We start from the raw sequence: 17,285 nt of genomic DNA, 5'->3' as shown, positions 1-17,285 counted from the left end.
CTAATTAGATTTGCGTACGCATGATATCTTGATAAGCTTCGATCACTTTATTGCGAATTTGTGTCGTCAGCTGAAGACTTAGCGTCGCCTGTTCGGATGCGATCATCAATTGATCAACATTCACTTGGCCTAAAATAAACTTATCGCTCATTTTTTGTACATTCTTCTCTTGTGCATCCACTTGATTCAACGCATCACCTAAAAAATCACTAAATTGTTTGGTGACTTCTGCTGGTGTTGCTGTATTCTGAGCGATGTTCGTTGTCAGCTTCGGCGTTACGCCTGCCAACAAGGTATTCTGTATCATCATTTCCCCCCCGTTCGATAGGTGTATTGTTATTTACCAATCTCAAGTGCTTTCATAAACATCGACTTCGAAGCATTTAGTGCCGTTACATTCGACTCATATGCCCTTGTCGCAGAAATCATATCCACCATTTCCTTCAGCACATCAACGTTAGGCATGCTTACATAACCATTTGAATCTGCATCAGGATGCGTTGGATTATAGACTTGCTTGAATGGCGCCTGATCTTCTTTGATTTGAGTAATCTTCACACCCCTTCCGAGATCTGGCTCTCCGAGCTCAGTTTGAAGTGCATTCGCGAAACTTTTCTCTTGGTATGGCTGCATCACAACCATCTTCCGACGATAAGGTTCGAATTTCCCATCAACATACCTGCCACGCGTTGTCTCTGCATTCGCAATGTTGGAACTGACAACATCCATTCGCAGACGCTGAGCGGTCAATGCAGAAGCACTAATATTAAAACTATTACTAATGTTCAAGCGCATTATCTCCCTTCGAGTACGACGCGTTTCATTTTAATATCGTGATTTAGTTGTTGAATGAGGGCATTATACTTCAATTGGTTCTGGGCTAGCTGTGACATTTCTTTATCCATGTCTACATTGTTGAGATTATTGTTATACACCGTAGTCTCATCTGTAGTCACTTGAGGTGATACCATCGAACCTGATTTGGGCCCGATATAGAAATGCCGGGAATCTGTACGATTGCCGATCAGTGAAGATGAATTCCGATCCATTTCCTGTTCCAACATACTTTCGAAGGAGACGTCAGATCTCTTGAAATTCGGCGTGTCTGCATTGGCAATGTTGTTCGCAATGACTTTCTGACGTAAATTCGAGGTGTCGATCGCGCCTTGTAAGCGTTCATAGCTTGCGCCACTAAGCAAATTCACAATTTTCCCCACTTTCATTTTAAATTAGCAATAATAAAATTCTACAAAAATCCTGAATATCCTCCTTATTTCGACAATATTTTAGTCATTATTTGTCGTGTAATAAAAAATATGCAGAAATTTGTATACTGCCAGTATATCATTATATTCTTTGAGTTTACCTTTTTTCACAATAAGCAAAAAGCCCTATCTTTCATCGAAAGATAGGACTCTTGTCATTCTATATAGAGCTTTAAAAACACTTAACAATTTAACGGGTAATATGGCTTATAAATTGATCATTTACAATTTTAATATACGTTCCTTTCATCCCGAGCGAGCGAGTCTCAATGACGCCAGCACCTTCGAGTTTGCGCAGCGCATTGACGATAACAGAGCGGGTAATTCCTGCGCGGTCCGCAACTTTGGATGCTACGAGCAGTCCTTCACTACCTGTTAATTCATGGACGATATGTTCGACCGCATCCAACTCACTATAGGTAAGAGAGTTGACCGCAGATAGAACTGAAGACTTATTGCGACTCTCCACTTCGTGCTCATCTGCACGGTCTCGACTGATTTCCATTCCTACAATAGCAGAACCATATTCCGCCAAAATAAGATCATCATCCTTCAATAGGGCTTTAGGACTCGTTAGTACAATAGTACCAATTCTTTCCCCACGACCAATAATCGGTACGACTGTGACAATCGAATGGGAGAAAAATGCCGAAATTCGATTTAATATTTCTTGATTCTGTGTTCCTGCATCGGTGTTCCATGCCGTTTCACCAAAAGAAAGAAGAAATTGATTCATTTCCTTGGGGAAACGAACTTCATTCGCTGTCTGCTCCAGAGCTTGTAACTCCGTGTCATCCATGACCCCATATCCTAATACTTTGCCTTTTTGGCTCACGACATAGATATTGGCCTGAATGGCATCTCGCAGGATCTCCGACATTTCACGGAAATTGACAGCCTTGCCATCTGCACGCTGCAGCAGTTTGTTCAAAGCACGTGTGTTGGCGAGTAGTGTCACCTTCGTAACCTCCTAGTTCAACTTAAGGATCACAGAATATATTGACTGAGATCACGATTCTGCGCGATATCCCCTAATTTCTCACGGACATACTCTGGGGTAATCGTCATCTTGTCTAGAGTCAATTCTGGCGCCTCGAATGACAAATCCTCTAATAATTTCTCTAGGATCGTATGCAATCTGCGTGCACCAATATTCTCTGTATTCTGATTAACGGTTGCAGCAATGTGTGCAATCTCGCGAATGGCTTCCGTCGAGAATTCAATCTCAATATCTTCTGTGCGAAGAAGATCTGCGTATTGCTTCGTTAATGCATTTTTCGGCTCTGTTAAGATTGATACAAAATCATCTAAGGACAGGCTATTAAGCTCAACCCGAATCGGGAATCGACCTTGAAGCTCTGGGATCAGATCCGATGGCTTCGCAATATGGAACGCTCCAGCAGCAATAAATAAAATATAGTCCGTCTTCACAGGACCGTATTTGGTCATGATCGTCGAACCTTCAACGATCGGGAGTATATCACGTTGTACGCCCTCTCTAGATACATCAGGACCCGATCCTCTGCCCGAACTAGCAACTTTATCAATCTCATCTATAAAGATAATGCCGGATTGCTCAGCGCGTCTGATGGACTCTTGCGTAACATCGTCCATATCAACCAATTTCCCAGATTCTTCCTGTATCAGCACTTTCCGTGCTTCTTTAATCGTTAACTTCCGGCGTTTTGTTCGTTTGGGCATCAAGTTCCCGAACATTTCCTGCATGTTCATGCCCATCTGCTCATTCCCTTGGCCAGCGAACATATCCATCATATTCGGTGCAGCATCTTCGATGTCAATCTCGATTGTATCATTCTCCAGCTTCCCAGCAAGTAGATTAAATCGCACCTGACGACGGCGCTCTGTAAGATTCGAATCTTGCGGCTCTGCCTCTTCCTGTTGTGTATTCCCGCCATTATTGCCAAACAGCATTTCGAATGGATTCTTCTGATTCTTGTTCTTCACTGCTGAAGGAGCGAGGATTTGAACAATTCGTTCATTAGCCATTTCTTCCGCCTTGTCCTTCACTTGTTCCATTCGTTCTGATTTCACCATACGAATGGAGGTCTCGATCAAGTCGCGAACCATCGATTCCACATCGCGGCCTACATAGCCCACTTCCGTAAATTTCGTCGCTTCTACTTTGACGAATGGAGCTTGAACTAGCTTCGCGAGTCTGCGAGCGATTTCCGTCTTACCAACCCCTGTAGGACCAATCATCAAAATATTCTTCGGAACAATCTCATCACGAACTGATTCATCGAGTAAGCTGCGGCGATAACGATTACGCAGTGCTACAGCAACCGATTTCTTCGCATTCTTCTGGCCGACGATATACTTATCTAGCTCCGCAACGATCTGACGCGGTGTTAGCGATTGATTACTCATCTACATCCCTCCATCACAATTTCTCAAATTTCTTCGACGATAATATTCCCGTTGGTATATACGCAGATCTCAGAAGCAATTTGAAGTGATGCCTTGGCCATCTCTTTCGCTTCCATCTCTGGCGCATGGCGTTGCAATGCCCGAGCTGCTGAGAGAGCAAAGGAACCCCCTGAACCAATCGCCAGGATGCCATCATCTGGTTCGATAATCTCACCATTCCCCGAGATTAATAACAATCCACTATGATCCATTACGATCATCATGGCCTCAAGTTTCCGAAGAACGCGATCTGAGCGCCATTCTTTGGCAAGTTCGACAGCGGAACGTTGCAGATTCCCATGATGTTCTTCCAGTTTGCCTTCGAACTTCTCAAATAGCGTAATGGCATCTGCGACTGAACCCGCAAATCCTGCTACAACCTGCCCTCGATATAAACGACGAACTTTCTTCGCATGCTGCTTCATAACCATGCTATTTCCGAACGTCACTTGTCCGTCCCCTGCAATAGCGCCTTTACCTTGATGTCGAACTGCACATATCGTTGTCGCGTGAAATGCCATTTCCATGAGGCAATCCCCCTCCTAAAATAACCCCACAACGTGAGGATTTGGCTTCGAAGTCGATACAGGTACTTTGTGTGAACCCCAATACCACCAAAAGCCTTTTCCTAAACAAAGAAACAGCTATGAGCAGCTGCTTCTTTAAGTGTCATCAATCTCAATATATTAAGTATAAATGAGTTGGTGCTCTTGTGCAAAATTACGGACAGTATCAAGTGCTCTCGTCGCGATCATTTCATTTTTTTCCTTCTTATTACGAATACGTTTCTCCAGTGGAGGAACAAGTCCGAAATTCGCATTCATCGGTTGGAAATGCGCAGGATCCGCATTCGTAATATAATGCGCCATACTTCCGAGCGTGGATTCATGTGGGAAAACAAGGCATTCCTGCTGCTTCGCAAATCGCGCTGCATTGAGCCCTGCAATCAGACCCGAAGCCGCAGACTCCACATAGCCCTCTACGCCTGTCATTTGCCCTGCGAAAAAGAGATTATCTCGTCCTTTGAACTGATAGGTCGGTCTGAGCAATTTAGGCGAGTTAACGAACGTATTCCGGTGCATTACACCATATCGAACAAATTCTGCATTCTCTAGACCAGGAATAAGCGAGAACACCCGCTTCTGTTCGCCCCACTTCAAATGCGTCTGGAAGCCAACCATGTTATACAGTGTGCCTGCCGCGTTATCTTGACGAAGCTGAACGACTGCGAAAGGGAGTTGTCCGGTGTGCGGGTTGACTAGACCTACGGGCTTCATCGGACCGAACAATGCCGTCTGCTTCCCGCGCTTCATCATGACTTCAATTGGCATACAACCTTCAAAATATATCTCTTTCTCGAACTCTTTGAGCGCTGCTGTCTCTGCAGAAATGAGTGCATCGTAGAAGACGTTGAATTCCTCTTCCGTCATTGGGCAATTGAGATAAGCAGCTTCACCTTTGTCATAACGAGAAGCGAGGTATACCTTGTTCATATCAATCGAATCTTTCTCGATGATCGGAGCTGCCGCATCATAGAAGTAGAAGTATTCTTCACCCAGCAAATTTTTTATTTGCGCAGAGAGGCTCGGTGATGTCAGTGGACCTGTTGCAATGACAGTAATCCCGTCCTGAGGAATCTCTTGCACTTCTTCGTTGCGCACTTCAATAAGCGGGTGCTCACGAAGCGTATTTGTGATTTCATCCCCAAAACCGTCACGATCAACAGCTAACGCTCCACCAGCTGGTACGGCATTACGATCAGCTGCGCCAATAATAAGTGAGTTCAACATGCGCATTTCTTCTTTAATGACACCTACCGCATTACTTAATCCATTCGCACGAAGAGAATTACTGCATACGAGTTCTGCAAATTTATCGGTGTGATGCGCTGGTGTTTTCTGTACTGGGCGCATTTCATATAACGTAACCGGCACACCTTGACTTGCGATCTGCCATGCTGCTTCACTGCCTGCTAATCCTGCTCCGATGACGGTGACTCTTTGTTGTTCTGACAATGTTGGTTCCTCCTTGAGGCTGTGGGGGCTTCCCCCACTCCCCCTTATACAATTTATTTAATATTCTTTATTTAATGCTTATAAAATATCTTTCCATCCCCCTAAATCCCCCTTACCGGCGAATGCTTACGATGAGAGCTTTCTTCCAGAAAGCTTTAAGGGGGACCCCGAGGGCTACGCCCTCTGGACACCCGGAAATGGGCGAGCTAGTGACGCTAAGTAGGGTTTAGGTCGGAATGGCGAAATGAGCGCTTTCGCCGAAACAGTCCCTTAAATAAGGGACTGTGCGGCACGCTTTACGTATACGGTTGTTATCATCTAATTCTATTGAAAAGAGATGATTCTCAATTTAATCTTGATCCTCTTGCTCTTGCACCTCTTCGCTGAAGTCGCAAGATGTACATTGATGTTTGATCCCTTGCTTCGTACGCTTCTCAATCATCAACTTGCCGCAGTTTGGACAAGGTTTGGAGATTGGTTTATCCCAAGATACGAAGTCGCACTCTGGGTATCTTGTACAGCCGTAGAATACACGGCCTTTTTTACTGCGTCGCTCTACGATCTGGCCTTCATGGCATGTCGGACACGCAACGCCCGTTTCCTTCACGATCGGCTTCGTGTTACGGCAGTCCGGGAAGCCTGAGCATGCCAGGAATTTACCGAAGCGCCCCATTTTGTATACAAAATGTTTACCGCACTTCTCGCAAATCTCATCGGAGACTTCATCAACGATTTCGATTTCTTTCATTTCCTCTTCGGCAACTTCAAGGCGTTTCTCGAATGACTTGTAGAACTCCGCAAGTACTGCTACCCATTCGCCCTCACCATCTTCAACATGGTCGAGATCTTCTTCCATATGGGCCGTAAATTCAACATCGAGAATTTCCGGGAAGAACTGCTCCATTTGCTCAATGACAAGTTCGCCAAGCTCTGTCGGAACGAATTTCTTCTCCTCCACAGCGACGTAACCGCGTTTCTGTATCGTTTCTAGCGTTGGAGCATAAGTACTTGGTCTTCCGATGCCGAGTTCCTCCAGCGTCTTGACCAATCGAGCCTCCGTATAACGTGGCGGCGGCTGTGTAAAATGCTGCTTCGGTTCGATATCCTTCTTCGTTAAGGCGTCGCCTTGTGCTAGCGCAGGAAGCAGCTTATCTTCGCCATCCGTTGAACCGTCATCGTTACCTTCCACATAAACCTGCATGAAGCCTTTGAAGCGCACCTTGGATCCAACAGCACGGAATGTTGTACGCCCTGCTGTGATGTCCACCGTCATCGTATCGAGAATCGCCGATGTCATTTGGCTTGCTACAAAGCGTTCCCAGATCAATTTATATAGACGGTACTGATCGCGGCTCATAAACGATTTAATCTCATCCGGCTCACGAAGTGCTGATGTAGGACGAATCGCTTCATGCGCATCTTGTGCATTTGCAGACGATTTCTTCGTATATTGTCTTGGTGTCTCCGGCGCGAAATCGCTTCCGTATTTATCCACAATAAGAGCTTTTGCTTCTTCTTGTGCGATAACGGAAATTCGAGTGGAATCCGTACGCATATAAGTAATTAAACCCACGGTGCCTTCTTTACCCAAATCAACACCTTCGTACAGCTGCTGTGCGACGGACATCGTTTTTGCTGCACGGAAGTTAAGCTTACGTGCTGCTTCTTGCTGCAATGAACTCGTAATGAACGGTGGCGAAGGATGACGTTGTCTCTCCCGCTCTTTCACTTCCGATACCGTAAATTTCTGCTTCGCTATCGCATCCAGAATCTCTTTCATTTCCGCTTCATTATGCAATTCATGCTTCACGCCATCTAATGAATGGAATTTCGCATCAAATTCATTTTTGCCAATTACGAGCTTCGCTTGAATCGTCCAATATTCCTCAGGAATGAACGCATCAATCTCATTTTCACGATCAATAATGATCTTGACGGCAACGGACTGTACCCGGCCAGCGGATAATCCTTTTTTGACTTTCTTCCATAATAAGGGGCTGATCTTATAACCAACGAGTCGGTCTAGGATACGGCGTGCTTGCTGTGCGTTCACCAAATCCATATTGATTTGACGAGGCGTCTTGAATGCGTCCTTGACCGCTTGCTTCGTAATCTCGTTGAATACTACGCGGCAGCTCTCACCTTCTTCTATATCTAGAACATTCGCTAAATGCCATGCAATCGCTTCCCCTTCGCGATCCGGGTCAGCTGCGAGGTAGACTTTCTTTACTTTTTTGCGCGCATCCTTCAGTTCCTTCAGAACAGAGCCTTTACCACGAATGGTTATATATTTTGGATTGAAATCATTTTCAACTTCAACCCCGATTTGACTTTTCGGCAAATCCCGGACATGCCCCATAGACGCTTTCACGATATACTTACTGCCTAGATATTTACCAATTGTTTTTGCTTTTGCAGGTGATTCCACAATGACTAGTGAATCCGCCATAGGCTCATCCTCCTCTCCATCTCATCCAAACTTTACATTATTTGTATTTCTGTTATGAATTCGCTATATACACGGAACCCGGTAGTTGACTTATTACCTTTTTTATTAGTAAAGATAACAGAACTGAATGCAAATGTCCAAAATTACTTTCACTTTTTTCCAGAAGTGTGTCAAAAGTAATCGGTTCCGGTTCGATTAAACGATATATGGTTTCCTCCTGTGTTGTCAATGCCGGCATCGAATAAGGTTCAAAAATAATCGTAGATCGAGCACTCGTCTGCACGAAGGGAAACTCTTCTGTAATATCATTAGCGGTGACAACAATCTTCGCACCTTGACGTAATAAGTTCAGCGTTCCTTGGCTTTTCGGCGATGTTATAGGACCCGGAACGGCGAATACTTCCCGTGAAGCCTCAAGCGCAGCATCCGCAGTTATTAGCGAGCCACTCTTCACATCTGCCTCCACAACAAGCGTACCCAAACTTAGGCCCGCAATAATGCGATTACGTAGCGGAAATAGCCCTGGGTGTGACTTTTTCCCTATCGGGTACTCTGATACAACCAGTCCATTTGCAATAATCTCCTCATGCAAAGAGCGATTCTCAGGTGGATATATCGTATGAATTCCAGTCCCAAGTACGGCTATCGTATTGCCTTTGGCCTGCAGCGCACCACGATGACAACAGCTATCGATCCCTCTTGCTAGACCACTGACGATGGTAAATCCTGCGTCGCACAAATCAATAGCCAGCAAATCCGCAACTTTCTTCCCGTAGGCCGTTGGAACGCGTGTACCCACCATACCAATCGAAGGTTCCTTTAGTAGTGCTAGATTGCCCATCGTATATAGTACCCAAGGGGGTGCTGGCGTCTCCCGGAGCAGTTCAGGGTATTCAGGATCCAAAATCGTAACGATGTCAATGTGACGCTGATTATAACGGTCTACAACTTGTTCGATTCTCTGCGGTGTAACGTGTTCCTTCATATAAATAGCTCGTTCTAATGGAATTCCCATTGCAACGAGATCCATCTTATCTAAAGTAAACAATTCACGGAGCGATTGCAAATTTTCATGCAAAGTATAAATCGTCCTTGACCCAATGCCCTCTAACTGGTGCAATCCTATTAATATGAGGCGATCTTCTATCATCTATCCCAAACTCCTTCCTCATTGTGCATAAAATAATATACCTTTGCAAGCCCATGACTTGCGAAGACAAAAAAAGCAACCCCTCCACACACCGCGAAGACGGATGTAGAAAGGTTGCTTACCTCACTCAGGTATAACTTATTTAATTAGACCTTATTTTGTTAGGCACTTATCGAGCATGCCACGTTCTTCAAGTACAGCCACAAGTGTCGATCCCATTTCGGAAGGTGTTGGTGCAACACGAATACCGCAAGATTCAAGCTTCGCAATTTTCTCCGCAGCTGTTCCTTTACCACCGGAAATAATCGCACCCGCATGACCCATACGTTTACCTTCTGGTGCTGTAGCCCCGCCGATAAAGCCAACGACTGGCTTCGTCATGTTCTCTTGAATCCATTCCGCTGCTTCCTCTTCTGCTGTTCCGCCGATCTCACCGATCATAATAACAGCTTGCGTGTCTGGATCTTCGTTGAACAATCGAAGAATATCGATGAACTCCGAACCTTTCACAGGGTCGCCGCCGATACCGACAGCCGAAGATTGACCGATACCGCGCGTCGTCAATTGATGAACCGCTTCATAAGTCAGTGTTCCGCTACGGGATACGACGCCAACATGGCCTTTCGTATGAATATATCCAGGCATGATACCGATTTTGCACTCGTCCGGCGTAATCACGCCTGGGCAGTTCGGTCCGATCAGGATCGTCTTCTTGCCTTCCATGTAACGCTTCACTTTGACCATATCAAGAACAGGAATTCCTTCCGTAATACAGATAACGAGCTCCAGCTCTGCATCTACTGCTTCCATGATCGCATCCGCAGCAAACGCTGGCGGAACGTAGATCACGCTTGCTGTCGCGTCTGTTGCAGCAACCGCTTCAACGACAGTATTGAACATTGGCAATGTCACTACAGAACCGTTCTCAAGTTCGAAATCGACGTTCATGCCGCCTTTGCCTGAAGCAACGCCGCCTACCATTTGAGTACCGTATTCCAAGCCGCCTTTGGTATGGAACATCCCTGTTTTACCTGTCATGTTCTGTGTAATGACTTTTGTATTCTTATTGATCAAAATACTCATGGGTTATTCACATCCTCTTCTATATTAAACAGCTTCAACGAGCTTCACGATTTTCTGAGCGCCATCCGCCATCGAATCCGCGGATACAATGTTCAAACCGGATTCATTCAAAATGCGTTTGCCGATCTCAACGTTCGTACCTTCAAGACGCACGACAAGTGGACGATCGAGGCCAATTTCCTTCGCTGCCGCAACGACGCCATCAGCGATGACATCACAGCGCATAATGCCGCCGAAAATATTAACGAAAATTCCTTTCACATTCTCATCGGAAAGGATGATTTTGAAGGCTTCAGTAACCTTCTCTTTGGTCGCACCGCCCCCTACATCAAGGAAGTTCGCAGGGTCGCCGCCATAATATTTGATAATGTCCATTGTCGCCATCGCAAGTCCGGCACCGTTAACCATACATCCAATGTTGCCATCTAAGGCAATGTAGCTAAGGTCGAATTTCGACGCTTCAATTTCCTTCTGATCTTCTTCATCCAAATCGCGAAGCGCTTGAATGTCTTTGTGACGGTACAATGCGTTCGAATCAAAGTTGAGCTTCGCATCGAGCGCCATAACCTGGCCATCGCCAGTCACGACAAGCGGATTGATCTCGGCAATCGAACAGTCCTTTTCGACAAATGCGGTGTATAGAGCCATCATGAATTGAGCCGCTTTGTTCACAAGCTCAGTAGGAATGTTAATGGCATACGCCAATTTACGAGCTTGGAATGCTTGCAATCCAATTGCTGGATCGATGACTTCTTTAATAATTTTCTCTGGCGAATGAGCAGCAACTTCTTCAATCTCCATGCCGCCTTCTTCGGATACCATCATAACAACGCGACCTGTTCCGCGATCTACAACAACGCCAACGTAATATTCTTTCTTAATATCGCAGCCTTGCTCGATCAGCAAGCGCTTAACTTCTTTACCTTCTGGACCTGTCTGATGGGTAACGAGAACTTTACCAAGAATTTGCTCAGCATATGTCCGCACTTCATCCAGATTTTTAGCTACTTTAACACCGCCCGCTTTACCGCGGCCACCAGCATGAATCTGTGCTTTTACCACGACAACAGGGGTACCTAATGACTCCGCCGCTTCAACTGCTTCATCTACAGAAAACGCAACCTTCCCTTGGGGAACGGCAACTCCATACTGTCTCAGGACTTCTTTTCCTTGATACTCATGGATATTCATTCTAGAATCCTCCTTAAACTTTTGCGAACTAAACTGAACCTTCACGGACACTCTCGCTCTCACAATCTACGAAATGGTAGATTATACAAGCCGAATCCATTGTAACACTTTTTTAAAACGCTTACCTTAGTTTTCTATGAACAATATACATTTCTTTGATATAAGAATCATCACTTTTTGAGATTAATTGGATAATTATGGATCTTTTTAAAACTCGAATATTGACATGATTTGTGGAATGAATTTTGGAAGGAAAGAAATATTTCGTAGAATAAACGCTCATCATAGGAAATAAAATGGAATTTTATCATATGAAATATGCAACGACGACACTTTCGCACATTTGTGCTATTATTACATTATCATCCAACATACAACATCATCCGACAGTTTATTATGAAATTTATGACAAAAGGAAGACGTTGACGATGCTCGAGAAACTCGCAATCAAATGGGGAACATATGTTTACGAACATAGTAAATATAACCCGATTTCATTAAAAAAAACGATATTTCAACTTCATGTTTTCTTTACGAACGCATCTGTCCTTTTAACTGGCTTCATCATGTCACTCCTCCTACATCATGTCGAATCATTTTTAGTATTTTATTTTGGTTTTATGATTCTTCGCATGTTGAGTGGGAGCCTTTGGCATCTGAATGACAGCACGGCATGTTATATCGTCTCCAGTATTTTGTTGATCGTGTTGCCTATGTTTGATTACTCCGAATATATGAACCAAATTTCATATCTTTCATTCGTTATCCTTGCTATTCTAGCACCTATTCTAAAATTGAAATCCACAATGCATAGTAAATTAACCCTAAAAATCATTGCCCTGCTATGCGTTATGATTAATCTTTATTATTTCAAATCATCAACTCTATCAATGGCCTTTTTAATACAATCAATGACACTTATCCCACTAACTAAAGAAGGACTGAACAAGCTATGGCGGCAATAATATTGCCTTATATTTTTTCCATGGTTGATTTTGCATCGATATTCATATTTATTGTCTGCATTTTTAACCTACCCCTTAAGAATAGAAGTACGGTCATAAAAATAGTAGCATCTACTGCTGTCCTTGCCATCGTCTCGCATTTCATTATCTATCTTGATTATCAAAAATACTCATTATGGATATTGATACCGTCCGTTGTACTCATTATGAGATTCGTGTTTAAACAAAATAAAACCTACTCCATATGGATCAGTGTAACGGGATATATTTTCGTGCTATCGATTCAGTTGCTTATCATCTATGGATTGCTCTTTACAAAAGCAATTGCACCAGAAGATGCAACACCTTATACATATAGTGCCTATTTAATCCAACTTGCTACCTTTATAATCATTTGTGTGATCTCTTATATCGTTCATAAGCTTGGTGATGCGATGACTTTCGATTTCGATAACCTTTTTGGGCAGAAGATTAATTTTAAATCCCCTGTGCGATATATCGTCACTTCCATCGCGATCTTATTGTTCATTTCATTGACGTTTCCTAACTTCTATGGTGAAGACCTGGATATGAATTTCTATATTAGTATCACATCTTCTCTGCTTTGTTTCTTCATATTAATTGTCATGTCGCTGCAACGCAACAAAGAAGAAAATGAAAGAAGAAGTCACAACACCTAGAACTACTCTTCTCTATAAGTTGAACTATAGGAAGGAGGTGATTGAATGAAAAAACAAACATTATTCGCATCTCTGACTATGCTGATACTTGCTGCTTTTACTCCAATTGTTGATTTTGTTTCTACGAGTTGTATTGGGCCATTGTATGACTTTGAATCTCCTAAAGAGTAACAACAGATTAAATAAAAAAACGAACCTTAATGGCGATTAAGGTTCGTTTTCTTTATATTCGGCGCACTCGTTTTCTTGCTAATTCGCACCAGAACATACAGATTAATCAAGAAAGAGACTAAAAACAGATTCCATAGGCTTGGTATTGAAGCAAGACCTAGATAGAGGGAATAGGGAAAAACCCAAATTAATGAAATCATCAATAAAATACGTTGTTTGCTTAACCAAAATAAAATACCAGATAAGGCTGGCAGTAATAACAACGTTACGCAGATCCACTTGGTCGAGACGGAAACAGCACCATCATATGGATTCAAAAACATGAATATTAAAGTTAGCAGAATGACAAGAATGAATGATCCCATTCCCCAGCATGTTAATCGTTGATTATACATGTAATCAGTCACCTCTCTTTATACTCACTGAAGATCGGGAACCATGATATAGGAAATATTGTAACACATCGCTAGAGTCTTTCGCCAATATTTTACTTTTATCCCGTCTTCTATCCATAAACTCAATTAATATAGTGGATTGACAGTTTTTATAGGTTTTGATTAGAATAAGTTGAATCCATTTATAAATTACAGTCCAATTTTGGAAATAAGGAAGCACCTTTTTCCGCGAATTTCGCGTGGAAAGGGTGTTTTTGTGTAATGTACGGAAAAATTAACAGTGCCTGTGTTTACGGTGTAGACGGAAGAATCATTCATGTTGAAGTGGATATTAGCAACGGCATACCCCATATGTCGATCGTCGGACTACCCGATTCAGCCATACGTGAATCGATTGATCGCGTAAGAGCAGCTATCAAGAATTGCGGCTTCACGTTCCCATTAGCGCGCATAACAGTCAATCTAGCGCCTGCAGATCTACGTAAGGAAGGCTCTGCCTTTGATCTAGCGATTGCACTGGGCATTCTGACGACAAGCGAGCAGCTTCGAATCGATTCGGTTGATCAATTTCTTATGATTGGAGAATTATCGCTGAACGGCGAGGTCAGGCCAGTCCCCGGCGTACTCTCGATGATCGAACACGCGAAGCGCTGCGGCATTCGTCAAGTGATCATTGCTGCCGATAATAAATTGGAAGCATCCATGATAGAGGATATGGACATCTACGCCATTCATCATCTGAGAGAGCTCTATCAAGATCCTCAATCAGCAGTTACCTTGGATCTTACGAATCTTCTCTATCACCCTGCCAGTCATCCCACTCCTACGCTCGTTGCCAATACGAATAATGCGATTCTCGAAGATTATGCGGATGTCATCGGTCATCATCAGATTAAGCGAGCCCTTATCATTGCAGCAGCCGGGATGCACAACATTCTATTAGTTGGACCTCCAGGTACGGGAAAAACGATGTTGATTCGCAGGCTCCCTACGATTCTCCCGCCTCTTCTTGAGAATGAGGCCCTGGAGGTGACCAAAATCTATAGTGTCGCTGGAAAACTAAGTGATGACCACGGCGGACTCATTCGGAAAAGACCTTTTCGCGCGCCTCATCACACGATCTCGCCAGGCGGCCTGATTGGTGGTGGATCGATCCCGAAACCAGGCGAAGTCAGTCTCGCTCATAAAGGCGTGCTCTTCCTCGATGAACTGCCGGAATTTACACGAAATGTACTCGAGGTGCTGCGTCAACCGCTTGAAGAGCGAGCGGTAACTATAAGTCGAACAAGGGCGGTCTATAAGTATCCTTCGCATCTCCTGCTAGCCGCTTCAATGAATCCGTGTCCTTGTGGATACTGGGGAGCTGAGACTTCAAGACAACGCTGCACATGCAGCCTGAACAAAATAACTGCCTACCGTTCCCGCATCTCAGGACCTCTACTGGACAGAATAGATCTACAGGTCGAAGTACCACGGGTGCTAAATCATCGACAGGATGAGAATCCGATGTCTTCCGCTCAAATGCTCGAGCAAGTTCTAGCTGCCCAAGCGGTTCAATTACATCGATATCGAAATCTACCGATTGCGTGGAATAGTGAACTGAGCGGGTCTTATTTTCGAAAATATACGAAACCGACGCGTGAAGCGGATCAACTGCTAGAGCACACCTATGAAGCGCTAGGGCTTAGTCTAAGGGCCAATGATCGTATCCTGAAGCTCGCTCGAACTATAGCCGATCTGGATGGTAAAGGACAAATCGATGTGGCACATATCGCAGAGGCGATTCAATATCGCAATTTGGATCGAAATATTGAGGGTACAGCGTCTATTTGAATACCGCTCTTATTATTATTAGCATATTTCGATAGCATTCACACGAATCGCTGATCATACCGATATTAGATAGGTAACGTGATTTTGAGGAGGCAAACAACGATGAACATCTCTACCTTATCCACAGTGATGAAACAGAACAGTTTATCTCAGGCTGTTAGTATCAGATTGCTTAAGATGTCCAATGATCAAGCGACCCAGAATGGCCAGAACATCGTTAAAATGATGGAGCAAAGCGTTCAACCGAATTTAGGCGGCAATCTGGATCTGAAGGTGTAGGATTCAGAAATATAAGAATAGAGCATTCTTATATGAGCAAAAAGAAAAGGCAGCACTCGTGTGCTGCCTTTTCGCATCGCTATAACAATTACTGCCCGCTTTCGCGCACGGTACTCTGATTCATTTTCGCGAGCGCGGTATCACCGATTAGACCAATTCGCCAGATGGCGATTCCTTTAAGATCATAACGCTTAGCTAAGCCGATCTTGCTAGAAATCGATTGATCGTTTTCACTGCCCATTGAGATACCGAGCAACAGCTTGTCCTTCGAAGTCTCCTGTAATGCAAGCTTGATCGCCTCATCGACGCGCTTCAGCGGCTCTGGCCCCTTCTCCCCTTCATACGCATAGGCCATAATAATCAGTTGATCTGCAATTTTCCCCAGCGCCTTATAATCATAGCCCTTATACGAGCTATTCAAAGGATGCAGTGCTAAACTGAGCTTAAGATTTGCTGGACCCGCTTGCTCAGCAAGCTGCTTCACGAATTTCGTATAGCTCTGCTTGGCTTGCTCGCGATCTCCTGTCAATCCTAAGCCTTCGAAGTCCAATGTAATGCCACCAAAGCCTTTGTCCTGAGCCAACGTTACAATATCCGTGATCGCTTTCTCACGAAGCTGTTCATCTTCAATCATTTTCGTAAGTTCACCGCCTCGGTCTCCAGCGAATACCATCAGACTTGGCTTCACACCTGCCGATACTGCGTTTGTCACGATCGATTCTGGACTCACATCTCCGGAAGCTTTGGGCCAATAGAAGTCTTTGCCGGAAGTGGTCACGGTGCCATCTTCTTGAATTCGTGCCCAACCGAAGGCAACACCATCAAATTCATTCACATAAGAACGTTCCGCAAAGGATGAGATCGCATAGAAACCCAATCGATATAAGGATTGCTGCGGAGATGTAATCAAAACTTGCTTAGCCCCCGCATCCCAAGCGACTTCTGCTCCAAATTGTTTGCTGAAGAAGCTAAGTGGCACCATCACTGTACCTTTCAACTGAACCGGAGCTATCGGTATGCTCACTGCGCTCCCGTTCACGACGGCTTGCTTCTTATTCAGAGTTAGAATCACTGTCGTTGCTTCAGACACGCCTTGACTTCTAGCCGTAATCGTCTGCGCCTTCGCATTCCATTCCACTGAAATGTTCAAAGCTTCAGCAATACTGCGAAATGGCACCATCGTACTGCCCTGAATTACCGTAGGCGCAGCCGAGAATGGCAGCTCGTAACCATCAAGCAGAATGTACGTCTCGGCGGATGCTGCACTTACATGTGTTGCAGGTAATCCTACGAATAACATTGATAGACTTAGAGATAATAGAATTGCACGACGAATAGACTTGCGATTGAACAATGAAATCTCCCCTCTCTCTTATATATTT

At 44.2% G+C, this 17,285-nt stretch carries 16 protein-coding genes; 4 read left to right on the top strand and 12 right to left on the bottom strand.

Annotated elements, in window-relative coordinates:
- Positions 1–4 precede the first annotated feature (4 nt).
- The 11 genes from fliE to sucC form a co-directional block, all read right to left on the bottom strand.
- Positions 5–307 (bottom strand): flagellar hook-basal body complex protein FliE, encoded by a 303-nt coding sequence (gene fliE / locus AC3WU2_RS03295; RefSeq protein WP_018757839.1) that lies wholly within the window; start codon positions 305–307, stop codon positions 5–7.
- 29 nt (positions 308–336) lie between these two features.
- Positions 337–789, bottom strand: a complete 453-nt coding sequence (gene flgC, locus AC3WU2_RS03290; protein ID WP_026264004.1) for a flagellar basal body rod protein FlgC — start codon at positions 787–789, stop codon at positions 337–339.
- A gap of 5 nt (positions 790–794) precedes the next feature.
- Positions 795–1,205 carry a flagellar basal body rod protein FlgB gene (gene flgB, locus AC3WU2_RS03285; protein ID WP_026264003.1) on the bottom strand — a complete coding sequence of 137 codons (411 nt, stop codon included), beginning with the start codon at positions 1,203–1,205 and terminating at the stop codon, positions 795–797.
- A gap of 250 nt (positions 1,206–1,455) precedes the next feature.
- Positions 1,456–2,223 carry a GTP-sensing pleiotropic transcriptional regulator CodY gene (gene codY / locus AC3WU2_RS03280; protein ID WP_492451241.1) on the bottom strand — a complete coding sequence of 256 codons (768 nt, stop codon included), beginning with the start codon at positions 2,221–2,223 and terminating at the stop codon, positions 1,456–1,458.
- 29 nt (positions 2,224–2,252) lie between these two features.
- Positions 2,253–3,653, bottom strand: coding sequence for an ATP-dependent protease ATPase subunit HslU (gene hslU, locus AC3WU2_RS03275; RefSeq protein ID WP_492451239.1), 1,401 nt, complete (start codon positions 3,651–3,653; stop codon positions 2,253–2,255).
- Between the two features lie 23 nt (positions 3,654–3,676).
- The gene (hslV, locus tag AC3WU2_RS03270) at positions 3,677–4,219 is read right to left on the bottom strand and encodes an ATP-dependent protease subunit HslV (protein WP_018757834.1); all 543 of its coding nucleotides are present in this window, start codon (positions 4,217–4,219) and stop codon (positions 3,677–3,679) included.
- A gap of 159 nt (positions 4,220–4,378) precedes the next feature.
- The gene (trmFO, locus tag AC3WU2_RS03265; protein ID WP_492451237.1) at positions 4,379–5,707 is read right to left on the bottom strand and encodes an FADH(2)-oxidizing methylenetetrahydrofolate--tRNA-(uracil(54)-C(5))-methyltransferase TrmFO; all 1,329 of its coding nucleotides are present in this window, start codon (positions 5,705–5,707) and stop codon (positions 4,379–4,381) included.
- Between the two features lie 349 nt (positions 5,708–6,056).
- The gene (gene topA / locus AC3WU2_RS03260; protein ID WP_492451235.1) at positions 6,057–8,156 is read right to left on the bottom strand and encodes a type I DNA topoisomerase; all 2,100 of its coding nucleotides are present in this window, start codon (positions 8,154–8,156) and stop codon (positions 6,057–6,059) included.
- Positions 8,157–8,208: 52 nt separating this feature from the next.
- Positions 8,209–9,306 carry a DNA-processing protein DprA gene (gene dprA / locus AC3WU2_RS03255; RefSeq protein ID WP_492451233.1) on the bottom strand — a complete coding sequence of 366 codons (1,098 nt, stop codon included), beginning with the start codon at positions 9,304–9,306 and terminating at the stop codon, positions 8,209–8,211.
- A 153-nt stretch (positions 9,307–9,459) separates the two neighbouring features.
- Entirely contained in the window at positions 9,460–10,389 is a 930-nt protein-coding gene (gene sucD, locus AC3WU2_RS03250; protein WP_492451231.1) for a succinate--CoA ligase subunit alpha, read from the bottom strand.
- Positions 10,390–10,413: 24 nt separating this feature from the next.
- Entirely contained in the window at positions 10,414–11,580 is a 1,167-nt protein-coding gene (gene sucC / locus AC3WU2_RS03245; protein WP_018757829.1) for an ADP-forming succinate--CoA ligase subunit beta, read from the bottom strand.
- Positions 11,581–12,817: 1,237 nt separating this feature from the next.
- Here sucC and AC3WU2_RS03240 point away from each other — a divergent pair.
- The 4 genes from AC3WU2_RS03240 to AC3WU2_RS03225 all read left to right on the top strand — a co-directional run bounded on the left by AC3WU2_RS03240 (position 12,818) and on the right by AC3WU2_RS03225 (position 15,903).
- Positions 12,818–13,225 (top strand): hypothetical protein, encoded by a 408-nt coding sequence (locus AC3WU2_RS03240; protein ID WP_492451228.1) that lies wholly within the window; start codon positions 12,818–12,820, stop codon positions 13,223–13,225.
- A 45-nt stretch (positions 13,226–13,270) separates the two neighbouring features.
- Positions 13,271–13,396 carry a hypothetical protein gene (locus AC3WU2_RS03235; RefSeq protein WP_018757826.1) on the top strand — a complete coding sequence of 42 codons (126 nt, stop codon included), beginning with the start codon at positions 13,271–13,273 and terminating at the stop codon, positions 13,394–13,396.
- A 656-nt stretch (positions 13,397–14,052) separates the two neighbouring features.
- Entirely contained in the window at positions 14,053–15,624 is a 1,572-nt protein-coding gene (locus tag AC3WU2_RS03230; protein ID WP_492451226.1) for a YifB family Mg chelatase-like AAA ATPase, read from the top strand.
- Positions 15,625–15,726: 102 nt separating this feature from the next.
- On the top strand, positions 15,727–15,903 hold the full coding sequence (locus AC3WU2_RS03225; RefSeq protein ID WP_492451224.1) for a YjfB family protein: 177 nt from the start codon (positions 15,727–15,729) through the stop codon (positions 15,901–15,903).
- A gap of 88 nt (positions 15,904–15,991) precedes the next feature.
- Here the strand turns inward: AC3WU2_RS03225 and AC3WU2_RS03220 are convergent, their stop codons facing one another.
- Positions 15,992–17,257, bottom strand: coding sequence for a stalk domain-containing protein (locus AC3WU2_RS03220; RefSeq protein WP_492451222.1), 1,266 nt, complete (start codon positions 17,255–17,257; stop codon positions 15,992–15,994).
- Positions 17,258–17,285 lie beyond the last annotated feature (28 nt).

Source organism: Paenibacillus sp. EB106-05-06-XG162, from assembly GCF_058791655.1.
This window is presented reverse-complemented; position numbering and strand designations above follow the sequence as displayed.